This is a genomic window from Kitasatospora sp. NPDC030952 (genome assembly GCF_055571335.1).
The window spans coordinates 277,810-289,730 of record NZ_JBVIFM010000008.1 but is presented as its reverse complement, the minus strand read 5'-3'; the positions used below and the strand labels follow the sequence as shown (position 1 = coordinate 289,730).

The window sequence follows — 11,921 nt, the reverse complement described above, 5'->3', positions numbered from 1 at the left end:
TTAACGGAGTGGGGGCGGGTTCAGTCGATGCGGTGTTCGCGCCAGAACGGGGTCAGGTCGACGGGGGTCGCGGCCTGGGCGGCGGCCTTGAACTCGGCGGTGGTGGAGACGCCGTACCAGTGCGCGCGGGCGTAGTCGCGCAGCAGGGCGGACATCGTCTCCGGGCCGATCAGGCGGCGCAGTTCGTGCAGGGCGCAGGAGCCGCGGTCGTAGATGACGGCCTCGTAGCGGTCGGGGTGGGTGTCCCAGTAGCTCATCGGGTCGGTGAGGCGCTCGTCGGCGCCCTGGAAGGGGGTCGCGGCGGTGCATCCCTCCTTGGTCCTGCCCAGTTCCACGTCCATGGCGTACTCGGCGAAGGACTCGTCCAGCCAGGGGGCGTGGTACTGGTCGTCGCCGACGATGCCGTACCACCACTGGTGTGCCAGTTCGTGGACCACCGCGGAGGGGCGGATCCGGTCCAGGACGAACCCTGGGTACTCCATGCCGCCGAACTCGAAGGCGTCGTCGAGGACCGTCGCGATGTCTCCGTACGGGTAGGCGCCGTAGCGGGCGGAGTGGTCGTCGATGGTGCGCAGGGAGAGGTCCAGCATCGCGCGGGCGTCGTCCGCGGTGACGTTGGCGACGGAGTAGACGGAGACCCGGACGCCGTTCGCGGAGCGGCCCTCGATCCGGTGGAACGGCCCTGCGGCCCAGGCGAATTCGCGGACCTTCCGGGCGCCGATCCGGGTGCTGGTGCGGCCCGGCTCGCCGGGGGTGTCGACGGCCGTGCCGGTGGCGGGGACCAGCACGTCGGTGGGGTGGTCCAGGGTGACGGCGAAGTCGGAGGCGAGGCCGTAGAAGGACTCGCCGAGCTGGCTGTACGGGTCCAGGTGCCAGCCCGCCTCGTCGCGGACGGCGAGGACGGGCAGGGCGTTGCCGACGAAGCTGTAGGCGCCGTCCCGGCCGAACCGGTCGATGCCGCCCGGGACGTCGATGGCGAGGTCGAACTCGACGGTGGCGGTGGCGCCTTGGGTCAGCGGACGGGCCAGTGGCACGCGCAGGGCGGTGCAGTCGACTTCGGGGGAGCCGTCCAGCCCGGTGATCCGGACGGACGGGGTCGCGCAGCCGCCGCGGAAGTTGTCCCAGAGTCGCAGGTACAGCTCCTGGAGGGGGTCGGGCGAGGTGTTGGTGAAGGTGATCCGCTCATGGCCGCGCCAGCGGGCGCCGGTGGCGTCACTGCGCAGGTCGACGGTGTAGACGGGGGCGCCGGGGGTGCGGGTGGGGTCGGCGGGGGTGCCGGGGGTGCCGGGGGTGTGGGCCGGGTCGGCGGCGGCGAGGCCGGGCGGCACCGGGATCACCGGGGCGGCCGGGGCCGCCGCTACCGGGGCGGCTGCTACCGGGGCGGCGGCCACCGACAGGAGCACGGCGAGCACGGCGAAGAGCGGGAGGGGGCGTCGCACGCCGTGAACTCCTGTCGGTGGTGGGGTGGTTGGGGCCGGGTGGGTTGTCAGGGACAGTCGCGGTGCCGGGCCAGCACCCGCTGGACCGCCCGGTCGACGGCGGGCAGCGCGGTGGCGAGGTCGGTGTAGACCACCTCCTCGACCGTCGCCACCGTGTGCAGGCCCTGGACCAGGAAGGTGTACTCCCGGCCGCGTTCCAGCAGCAGCACGATGGGCTTGCCGAAGGCGCTGGCCCAGCCGATCTCGATGTGGGTGCCGGGCGAGGCCGGCGAGCCGGGCAGGGCGACGAACAGTTCGGCCTTGCGGATCTCGTCCTGGTCGAGCGCGGTGCACTGCTCGGGCCGCATCAGCTCGGCGCCCCAGGCCTCCCGGCGGTGGGCGTTGTGGACGGCGATGTCCTGGGCCTCGAAGTGCTTGATCAGCAGGTCGAAGGGGGCCCGGGCGTCGGCGGGCATCTCGCCGGTGGCCGGGTCGAGCAGTTGGATGAAGGGGCCGGCCAGGAAGAGGGAGCGCGGGGTGGCGCCGGTGCGTTCGGTCATGGCGGTCAGTCCTTCAGGAAGCACTGGATGTAGGCGTCGCCGCTGGTGCCGTAGGTGTACTCGGTGGTGTCGTACGCGGTGTACTGGTGGCGCTCGACCCGGATCCGGCGGAAGTGCGGGGTGTACTGCCAGCGCAGTTCGGGCTTGGTGCTGAAGAACGGGATGAACACGCCGCCGGGGCGCAGCACCCGGACCACCTCGGGCATGGTGCGGGCCCACAGCTCGGTGTCGGTCCACACCTCCATGTCCAGGGCGGGGTCGAAGAACATGCCGTCGACGCTCTCCGAGGGCAGCTCGAAGATCCGGCGGAAGAAGTCGCCGCGCTCGATGGCCAGGTTGGCGGGCAGCTCGGGGTGCTGGGCCCGGAACAACTCCTCGACCTCGTCGAAGAGTTCGAGCACGGTGTGGCTGCGGGTGCCCGGGTTCCCGGCGATCCGCAGGGCGGACAGCCCGAGGCCGAGGCCGACCTCGTAGAAGTCCTGCCCGTACTCGCACAGCAGGTCGGCGCTGGCCCACATCAGGTCGCGCTCCCAGGCCTGCATGGCCTGCTCGCCGCCGATGCTGAGGGTCACCTCGCCGTTCTGCTCGATGAGTCGGATCTCCGGCTTGCCGGTGGGGGAGGCGGGACTCGTGGTGGTGGCGGGAGTGGCAGAAGTGCTGGGGGTGGTAGGCGTGGCGGGGGTGGTGGTCATGGCACTGTCCTCGGGTCGGGGGTCAGCGGGGCAGTACGCCGAAGTGGCGCCGGGCCGTGGAGACGGCGAGGTCCTGGACGGCGAAGACGGTGAAGTAGTACGCCTGCGGGGCGGTGTCCGGGGCGAAGCGGATCCGGAAGCGGACGTCCTGCGGCTGGCCGGCGACCGCCCGCACCTTCGCCAACTCAGGCTCCACGGTGGCCTCCTCGCGCAGGTAGCTCGGGACGAACAGGCCGAGCCGGACCGGCCCGCCGCGCGGGGCGGTGAGGACGGCGCGCACCTCCAGCACCTCGCCCTGCCGGACCTCGTCCGCGCCGTACGCGAGCAGGGCGGGCGCCTCGGGCAGCCGGAAGGTGACGTCCCCGCAGCGCATGCAGACCGCGCAGGTGGTGTCGAGCACGTTCGGCAGCAGGCCGCGCCGGGTGAACTCCTGGGAGGGCCGGCCGCAGTGGCAGGTCACCTCGCGGACCTCGGGATCGAGCGAGCTGCGGTCGCCGAAGTGCGCCGGGTAGTTCATCAGCTCGTCCTCGGGGTTCGCCGCGACCTGCCCGGCGATCACGTGGTCGAGCGACTGGAGGTCGGCGGTGAGCGAGCTTCGGACCTCCTCGGCGGACTGGTCGGCGAGGTGCGTCGGGCGCGCCACCCAGAGATCCACCTTGCGGGCCAGCTTGGTCAGACGCGGCCGCAACGCGTGGTTGTGCGGCAGGAGTTCGGAGCCGAGCAGGGCGGTCAGCCGGTGCCCGACGGTGAGCAGCAGCGGATCGGGGCGGTGCTCGGCGAAGGCGGGCGGGGCTGCCGCCGGTGCCCGGTCCGGGAGCCCGAAGCGCAGAAAGGCCGGGTACGGGTGCGAGCCGGCCAGGCTGGCGTTCAGGGTGTCCACGGTGTCGCCGCCGGCCAGCGCCGAACGCATCCAGGCGACGTTCTCCGGCCGGTCGGAATCGTGCACCGAGACCGCCGCGACGACGGTACGGGCCGGGCCGTCCAGCGCGTTGAGCAGCAGCTGGTACTTGGGATCGTAGAGCGCGAGGTCGGCCAGCGGCCCGCTGTTGCAGGCGCTCAGCACCACCTCCACGGCCGGCACCCGGTGCAGCGGGACGAGCTTGTCCTCCGGCTTGTAGCAGGGCAGCCCGTACGCGCAGCGCGGGCCCAGCAGTCCGGGCCGGGCGGGCGCGGCCGGGTTGAGGCCGCAGATGGTGAACTCGCCCAGGTTGACGCTGTCGTCCTTGCCGTGGCCCTGGAAGGCGACCTTGCGCCAGCGGCTGCCGAGGATCGCGGACTGGATGTCCACCCGCTCGAAGTCCCGGTCGTCGAAGACCTGCACTCCGGGCAGGTGCGGCGGCCGGTCGGTGTCGGTGAACAGGCCCAGCGCCGCCACCTCCGGGTCCGGAAGGGCGTACTGCTTGGCGATGCTCCAGGCCAGTGAGGCGGCGTCGCGCCCACTGAGCAGGGTCAGCGCGTGGGTGCGGGTGCGGTAGGTGGCCAGCAGTAGCGAGCGCACCGGGTCCAGGGTGAGCCGGTCGTAGCAGCCGACCAGCAGCAGCCCGCCCGGGTGGTCGCGCAGGAAGGCCGGGGCGTCGGCGAGCTGCTCCTCGGTCAGCCAGTTGTCGGCGAGCGGGCGGACCAGGTCGGCGAGGCCGTCCGGGAGCTGCTCCGCGCCGAGGAGCACGCCGTGGTCGAGGGGGCGGGGGCGCTGGAGCGCCGTGTAGAGGCGGGCGGCGAGTTCGACGCTCTGCGCGAGGTCGTCCCGGCCCTCGACCGGGACGGGGACCTGTGCCCCGTCGGGTACGTCGCGGACCTCGATGACCTCGAGGAACTCCTTGACGGCGGTGGGGAACTGGGCGGACTTGACCGGCCGGAACAGCGGGACTGCGGACTTCATCGTCGGTGACCTCGGGGACCTCGGGGACGGGCGGGGCGGGTGGGTCGCATGGTCAGGTGGTGCGCTCCGGCTCGGGGGCGGCTCCCACCGGGGCGGGTGCGACGGCGTCGGCGTCGACCCCGGCGGTGGTGCCGATGGTGGCGGTGGTGCCGATGGTGGCGGTCGTGCGGGAGAGCAGGGGGCGGCAGGCGAAGGCCAGGACGGCCGCCGCCAGCGCCGTGCCGAAGGCGAGGGCGAACACCCCGCGCGGCCCGAGCGGCTCCACCAGCAGCCCCCCGGTCTGCTGGCCCGCCGCGTCGCCCAGCACGGTGGCCAGCGAGGCCCAGGTGAAGGCCTCCGCCAGCGAACGGCCGTCCGCCACCGCGCCGACCAGGGTCATCTCGACCGCCGACACCAGCGCGATCGGTGCGCCGCCGACCGCCAGCGCCAGCGCCAGGAGCGGCTGGGAGGTGGCGGCCAGGGTCAGACCGGTGCCCAGTGCGTACGCCAGCACCAGGCGCGGGAAGCGCACCGGCGCCGGGACGTCGGACTGGGAGCGGCCCAGCCAGACGGCGCCCAGGGCACTGCCCACGCCCCAGCAGGCGTAGACCGCGCCGGTGCCGCCGGGGGACCCGTGGGCGGAGACGAAGGCCGGGATGGCCAGGGTGAGCAGCCCGATCGGCACCGCGCAGGCCGCCATCACGGCGGTCAGCGCCAGCATGGCCGGGCTGCGCAGCGGGCCGAGCAGGTCTCGGCGCCCGGTGGACGGCGCGGGGTCCGTCCCGCTGGGCAGCCGGACCAGGGCCAGGCCGAGCGCGCCGGTGCCGCCGAGCGCCGCCACGACGGTCAACGCCAGCGCGGCGGACCCGGCCAGCATCAGCGCGGCCAGCATCAGCGGCGCCCCGATCACCAGCACCTCGGCGAGGACCGCCTCCCACAGGTAGGCGGTGTCCCGCTCGCTGTCGGCCAGCGGGAGGCGGGCCCAGAGCGAACGCATGCAGGCGTTGGCGGGCGGCAGGGCGATCCCGGCCAGGGCGACGACGACCAGCTGGGCCCAACTGCCCGGCCTGGTGGCCCAGGCGAACGCGGTCAGGGCCGTCGGGTAGAGCAGGCCGGTGGCGAGCAGTACGGGCCGGCGCCCGGTGCGGTCCAGCCGCCGGGCGACCAGCGGACCGCCGGCCGCCAACCCGGCGGTGTACAGCGCGCTGGTCAGCCCGGCCTGGGCGAAACTGCCGCCCTGCTCGCGCACCACCAGGACGGTGGCCAGCGACATCAGGTAGACCGGCAGCCGGGACACCACGCTCCACCCGGCCACGGCCGGGACGTGCGGGCGGCGCAGCAGCGCGCCGAGGCGGCGGGCCAGGGTGTCGCCGTCCGGCGTCGGCGGGCTCGGCTGGGTGGGCGGCGTGGGCGGCGTGGGGGTGGGTGCGGTCCCGTCGGTCGGAGTGTCGCTCACCGGGCGCCTTCCATCGCCGGGCTCCCGGCTGCGCCGCCGCCCGTGACCGCGTCGCCGTCGGCTGTGCCGCACCGGGTCGGGCCCGCGGCTGTAGCGCCCTCGACTGACGGGCCGTCCGTGACCGGACCGTCCGTGACTGGACCGTCCGTCGCCGGGCCGTCTGTCGCCGGGCGGTCTTTCGCCGGGCCGTCAGTCGTCCGGCCGTCCGTCGCCGGGCCGAGCTCGATGGTGAACGCGCCGAGTACCTCGCGCATCCGCCGTTCCACCTCCTCGATCGAGGCGCCGACCACATGGACGTACCCCGACGCGTTGTGTGAGGCCCGCCGGGCGGACACCGCGTCGCCGACACCGACCTTGAGAACGGCCTCGACCACCCCGGGGACACGCAGCAGTTCCTCCGTCGGAGTGATCCGCCGGACCGTCCCGGAGCCCGGCAGCGGCAGCAGGAGGTCCCCGGCGCACTGGCGGCGGCGGTACTGGAGGGCCGGGCGGATGCCCCGGTAGACGTCCAGGGTGGCGCCGAAGACGTCGAAGCCGTACGCGTGCCCGTGGTTGGCCGGGATCTCGCAGCCGGCCAGCCGCAGGCCGATCTCCCCGGCGTAGAGCCGGCCGTCGATCAGGAAGAACTCCATGTGCGCGTAGCCGTGGTCGATGCCCATGCCGGTGACGATCCGCTGCACCAGGGCGCGCAGGTCGACCGGCGGGGCCTCGTCGGTGCCGACGCTGATGTTGGCGTTCATCGCGCCGTCCACGATGTCCAGCGGGCGGCAGGGCATGGCGCTCGGCCAGGCGTCCAGCACCTCGCCCCGGTGGATGATCGCGCAGACCTCCCACTCGGTGCCCCTGAGGAACTGCTCGACCATCCAGTCCCGGGCGGTGAGGTCGATGCCGGCCAGTGACCCGGGGCCGTCCAGCCGGTGGGTGTCCACGCAGGCGAAGGAGTCCACCGGCTTGAGCACCAGCGGCCAGCCGTGCGCGGTGGCGAACCAGTCGATCTCGGCAGCCGTCCGGACCCGCGCGAACTCGGCGGTGCGCAGGCCCAGTTCACGGAAGCGCTGCTTCATCTCGGCCTTGTCGCGCACCCAGGTGACCTGCCGGCTGCTCAGGTGCGGCAGCCCGGCCAGCTCGGCGAAGCGGTGGGCGAGGGCCTGGCGCGGCTCGCTCGGGTTGCAGAAGGTGCTCGGCCGTACGGGCAGTCCGTCCGCCCACGCGCGGTAGCGCGCCGCCTCCCGGGCCAGGGGCACGTCGGCGCGCACCCAGAAGGCGGGCAGGTGCGCGGTGCGGCGCAGGTGGTCCTCGGAGAGGTCGCCGCGCAGTTCCTCGAAGCGGAGCAGCACCAGGTGCTCCGGGAGGGTGCGGGCCGCGTACCGGGTGAAGGAGGACGGCCGGTCGTCCACCAGGAGCAGCACCGGCGCCTCGGACGGGGCGCCGCGTGCGGGGGGTGCGGCGGTCGGGGGGTTCGCGGGGGTCGGGGGGTTCGCGTTCACACCGCCTCCAGCACGCGCCGGATCGCCTTGACCGCCACGGCCTGCTGCTCCTGCGGCAGTTCGGGGGACAGCGGCACGCACAGGGTGCGCTCCAGCAGGTCGCGGGTGCGGGCGAAGCCGTCCCGGCTGAGCGTCAGCGGCCGGCCCTCGGGGGCGAGGTTCCACGGGAAGCCGTCGGCGTACAGCGAGCGGCGGCCGGTCAGTACCGGGTGCTCGGGCAGCAGGTACTTGCCGAGCGTCCAGTTGGCGATGCCCTCGGCGGTGAGCGCGGCCACCGCGGCGTCGCGCAGTTCGCGGGACTCGCAACGGAACCGCAGGCTGACCTTGACGTCGCCCCGGGCGCGCGGGAGCACCTGGACGTCGGTGCGGTTGGGCAGGGCCTCCATGGCCAGGCCGTACATCCGCTCCAGGCCGGCCAGCACCTCGTCCAGGTGCCGGAACTGCTGGCACTGGATCGCGGCGACCTCCTCGCTGGTGACGAAGTTCTCGCCGTAGTAGGCGTCCTGGTCCCAGGTCGGGTAGCGGCCGGGGACGCGCGCCGAGCCGTGGTCGTGGTAGCAACGCATCGCGGCCCAGGCCTGCTCGTCGTCGCTGACCACCAGCCCGCCCTCGCCGGAGGTGAGCACCTTGTTGTGGTGGAAGCTGTACACCCCGGCGTAGCCCGCCGTGCCGGCCTCCCGGCCGTCGGGGAAGCGCCCGCCGAGGGTCTGCGCGCAGTCCTCGATGACGTACGGCACGTTCTCGGGGAGGGCGGCGACGGAGCCCTCCATGTGGGCCACGACGACCCGCCTGGCGTCCGCCGGGAGGAGGGTGCGGTCCATCGACAGCGACTCGTCGGCGTCCACCAGGACCGGGATCAACCCACAGGAGAGCACCGCGCCGGCCACCGCGACGAAGGTGACCGCCGGGATGTACACCAGGTCGCCGACCGAGGGGCGGGTGGAGATCAGCGCCAGCCGCAGCGCCTCGGTGCAGTTGTGCACGGCCAGGGTGCGGGCGACGCCGAGGCGTTCGCTCACCAGGCGCTCCAGCCGGGAGGCCATGCTCTCCTGCTCGGTCTGGTAGCGGAACAGCACCTGGTGGTCGATCACCTCCCGCAGCTCCGCCATGTCCTGCCAGTCGAGGTAGTTGGCGCCGTACGGGAGGAAGCGCTGGCCTTGGCGGTCGTGGAGCGTCATCGGGCGTCGGTCTCCGTGATCGGGTGCGTGGCGGCGTCGACGCGCAGCTGCTGGCCGCGGAAGTTGTGCAGCAGCAGCCCGCCGTCGGGCGTCTCGGTGAAGGAGGGGCGGGAGACCGGGATCTTGCCGATCTTGGTCGTCAGGACGTACTGCGGCACGCCGAAGCCGGTGATGTGGCCCAGGAGGCCGTCCATGATCTCCCAGCCCTTCTCGACGGAGGTCATGAAGTGCGCGACACCGGTGACGTTGTCGCAGTGGTACAGGTAGTACGGCCGCACCCGGATCCGCAGCAGCTCGGTCATCAGCCGGCGCATGGTGGGCACGTCGTCGTTGATGCCGCGCAGCAGCACGGTCTGGTTGCCGACCGGGATCCCGTGGCGCAGCAGCCGGTCGACGGCCGCGGCGGACTCGGGGGTGATCTCCTTGGGGTGGTTGAAGTGTGTGTTCAGCCAGACCGGGTGGTAGCGGGCGAGCATGGTGCACAGCTCGTCGGTGATCCGCTGGGGGAGCAGGACGGGGAAGCGGGAGCCGATCCGGATGATCTCCACGCTGGGGATCGCCCGCAGGCCGGCGATGATCTCCTCCAGCCGGCCGTCCTGGTAGGAGAGCGGGTCCCCGCCGGTGAGCAGGACGTCCCGGATCTCAGGGTGCTCGGCGATGTAGCGCAGGTCCTCGTCGTAGGCGCCGCCCTCGTCGTCGCGGAAGTAGCTGCCCTCGAGGTCGGTGGTGTGGAACTTGCGGGTGCAGTGCCGGCAGTAGACCGGGCAGGCCTCGGTGACCAGCAGGACCACCCGGTCCGGGTACTTGTGCACCACCCGGTTGGTCCGCCGGTAGAGGGTGTCGCCGACCGGGTCCACCTCGGCGCCCGGGAACTCCAGCAGCTCCTCGGCGGCCGGGACGGCCTGCTGGCGGACCGGGCAGAGCGGGTCGTCCCGGTCCATCAGGGAGGCGTAGTACGGGGTGATGCTCCAGCGGTAGCGGCCGGCCACCCCGGCGATGGCGCGCTCCTCGTCGGCGGTCAGGTTGATCCACCGCCGGGCCTTCTCGGCGGTGTTGATGCGCTTGCGCATGTGCCAGCGCCAGTCGTCCCACTCGGTGGGGGTGGGCTGGGGTTCGACGGTGCTGAGGTCTCGTTCGGTTCGGGCGGAGTGGGACACGGTGGCTCCGTACGGGGCGGCGGGTGTCGGGCGACTAGAGCGGCGCGAGCAGCAGTTGGCGGACGGTACGGGCGACGGCCTGGGCACCGCGCAGGTCGTCCAGTTCCGGGCCGAGCGGGGCCCACTGGACCTCGGGTGAGGGCGGCAGCCAGACGGCGGGATCGACCGGGCTGGCGGGACCGGCAGGGCGGGCGGGACCGGCCGGGGCGGCCGGTGCCGTTGAGGTGGCTGGTGCCGCTGGGCCGACCGGTGCCGTTGAGCCGGTCAGGCCGACTGGGTTTACCAGGCCGGCTGGGTGCACCAGGTCCGCCGGGCCCGCAGGGGGCGCCGGGGGCGGTGGTGCCGTCAGGCCCGTCTGGCCGAGGGTCGGGATCGGGACCAGCTGGGCGAGCTGCCCGGCCAGGGCCCGCTGGGCGGGGCCGAGCGGGGGTAGGAAGGAGAGCGGGGCGCGGCGGGCGCGGGCCAGCGCCAGCGCGGCCATGGTGGGGGAGGCGAGGAGGAGTTCGGATTCGGCGTGCCGGGCGTCGACGTTGGTGTCGGCGGCGCGGGCGACGCTCGTGCCGGGCCGGCCGGCGGCCGCGGCGCGGACCAGGTCGAGCGCGGTGTCGCAGACGACGGTGCAGCAGCCGGTGCGGCGGACGGCCTCGTCGATCAGGGCCGGCAGCCGGTCGGCGGTGAAGGACTCCGCCTCCGCCACGGGGACGCCCCAGAGCGAGAGCAGCAGCAGGGCACCGCGCCGGTCGCGGTTGCGGGTCAGCCTGGTCGGGGCGAGCAGGCCGGTCGGCCGGACACCGGGCGGGCGGTCCAGCCAGTCGGGCCAGTGGGCCCGGGCGAGGGCACCGGGCGGACCGGCGGCGGTGAACGGGGCCGAGGACAGGTGCAGCACCGGCACCCCGAGGCGGACGAGGTGGGCGGTGGCCGCCTCGTCGTCGCAGACCAGGGCGGCGCCCGGCCGTCGGGCGTCGGGCCGCCGGGCGTCCTCGGGCCCGAGTCGGGGGAGGTCTCCGAGGTGGGCGGCGATCCGGCGCAGCGCGAGCAGGGAGTCCAGCTGCTCCTCGCGGCAGGTGAGCAGGACGGCGCGGCCGCCGGTCAGTACTGCCACGGCGTCACCGTCCCCAGCCGGGCGACGTCGTCGCTGTAGCCCGCCGCCGTGGTCGAACAGCCGCTGCACACCTGCGGGCCGCGGTCGCGGAAGTGGTCCGCGTGGGCCCGGAAGGCGGGGGTGTCCAGCAGGATGACCCCGTCCTCGCGCAGCGGTGCGCCGCCCGGGCCGTCGCCGTCGTCCCGGTGCGGGATGCAGCTGCAGGCGTGCATCCGGCCGCGCTTGCCGTCGACGTAGATCACGTCGTCGGTGACGTGGCAGAGCGGCAGCGAGGCCCGGGGCGGGGTGGAGTCCTCGAAGTACTGCCACTGCTCCTCGGGGGTGTCCCCGTAGAAGCGCTTGCCCATCGGGACCAGGACGGCCGTCGGGTCGGCCCGGTACAGCGGGTCGCAGACGGCGCGTACGTGGTCCGGGTCGGGGTAGCGGATGGTGCGGTCCAGCTTGAGCGCCGACAGCTCCCACTGGCGGACCCCGGCCTCCGTCAACACCCGCTGGAGTTCCGGCATTTCGGTGTAGTTGTGCGGCCCGACCACGGTGTTGACACGGGGCAGCACGCCGAGTTCGGCGGCCAGCCGCAGCCCGCGCAGTCCGGCCTCGAACATGCCGGGGGAGCGGCGGTAGGTGTCATGGGTCTCGGCCGAGGAGCCGTCCAGGCTGACGATCACCTGGGCCAGCCCGGCCGCCGCGAGGTCCTTGGCGTGCTTGGGGAGGAGGGAGCCGTTGGTGATGACCGACATCTTCATCCCGGCCTCGGTGCCGGCCCGGACCAGCTCCACCACCTCCGGGTGCATCAGCGGTTCGCCGCCGGTGAACCGGACGTACGCGACCCCGGCCGCGCGGGCCTTCGGCAGCAGTTCGGCGAAGTCCGCGGAGGAGAAGCGGAAGGTGTCGCGGGAGAGTGCGAAGTCGCACATGAAGCAGTCGGCGTTGCAGGCTTCGAGGATGCGGATGAACAGGTAGCGCGGGCGCGGATGCGTGGTGGGGGACACGAGGACACCTGGGGCCTTTCCGTC

10 protein-coding genes are annotated in these 11,921 nt (G+C 73.8%); all 10 read right to left on the bottom strand.

Annotated elements, in window-relative coordinates; all coding sequences use genetic code 11:
• Window positions 1-20 precede the first annotated feature (20 nt).
• From ACZ47G_RS17270 to blsE, 10 genes are read right to left on the bottom strand one after another with little or no spacing between them, the layout of a single operon-like run.
• On the bottom strand, window positions 21-1,439 hold the full coding sequence (locus tag ACZ47G_RS17270) for a M1 family metallopeptidase (RefSeq protein WP_465743469.1): 1,419 nt from the start codon (window positions 1,437-1,439) through the stop codon (window positions 21-23).
• Window positions 1,440-1,486: 47 nt separating this feature from the next.
• Entirely contained in the window at window positions 1,487-1,978 is a 492-nt protein-coding gene (locus ACZ47G_RS17265; protein WP_465743467.1) for a nucleoside 2-deoxyribosyltransferase, read from the bottom strand.
• A gap of 5 nt (window positions 1,979-1,983) precedes the next feature.
• Window positions 1,984-2,670 carry a class I SAM-dependent methyltransferase gene (locus tag ACZ47G_RS17260; protein ID WP_465743465.1) on the bottom strand — a complete coding sequence of 229 codons (687 nt, stop codon included), beginning with the start codon at window positions 2,668-2,670 and terminating at the stop codon, window positions 1,984-1,986.
• 22 nt (window positions 2,671-2,692) lie between these two features.
• Window positions 2,693-4,549, bottom strand: coding sequence for a hypothetical protein (locus ACZ47G_RS17255; protein ID WP_465743463.1), 1,857 nt, complete (start codon window positions 4,547-4,549; stop codon window positions 2,693-2,695).
• A 52-nt stretch (window positions 4,550-4,601) separates the two neighbouring features.
• Window positions 4,602-5,984 (bottom strand): MFS transporter, encoded by a 1,383-nt coding sequence (locus ACZ47G_RS17250; protein WP_465743461.1) that lies wholly within the window; start codon window positions 5,982-5,984, stop codon window positions 4,602-4,604.
• Complete coding sequence (locus tag ACZ47G_RS17245) at window positions 5,981-7,471, bottom strand: ATP-grasp domain-containing protein (protein ID WP_465743459.1); 1,491 nt, start codon at window positions 7,469-7,471, stop codon at window positions 5,981-5,983. The genes ACZ47G_RS17250 and ACZ47G_RS17245 overlap by 4 nt, the downstream gene beginning before the upstream one ends.
• Window positions 7,468-8,649: a DegT/DnrJ/EryC1/StrS family aminotransferase gene (locus tag ACZ47G_RS17240; RefSeq protein ID WP_465743457.1), complete on the bottom strand. Its 1,182-nt coding sequence runs from the start codon at window positions 8,647-8,649 to the stop codon at window positions 7,468-7,470. Before ACZ47G_RS17240 ends, ACZ47G_RS17245 begins: the two co-directional genes overlap by 4 nt.
• A complete protein-coding gene (blsG, locus tag ACZ47G_RS17235; RefSeq protein WP_465743455.1) occupies window positions 8,646-9,806 on the bottom strand; it encodes an arginine 2,3-aminomutase in 1,161 nt (386 codons plus the stop codon). The genes ACZ47G_RS17240 and blsG overlap by 4 nt, the downstream gene beginning before the upstream one ends.
• A gap of 34 nt (window positions 9,807-9,840) precedes the next feature.
• Window positions 9,841-10,908 (bottom strand): CGA synthase-related protein, encoded by a 1,068-nt coding sequence (gene blsF, locus ACZ47G_RS17230; protein ID WP_465743453.1) that lies wholly within the window; start codon window positions 10,906-10,908, stop codon window positions 9,841-9,843.
• On the bottom strand, window positions 10,896-11,897 hold the full coding sequence (gene blsE, locus ACZ47G_RS17225) for a cytosylglucuronate decarboxylase (protein ID WP_465743451.1): 1,002 nt from the start codon (window positions 11,895-11,897) through the stop codon (window positions 10,896-10,898). Before blsE ends, blsF begins: the two co-directional genes overlap by 13 nt.
• Window positions 11,898-11,921: the final 24 nt, after the last annotated feature.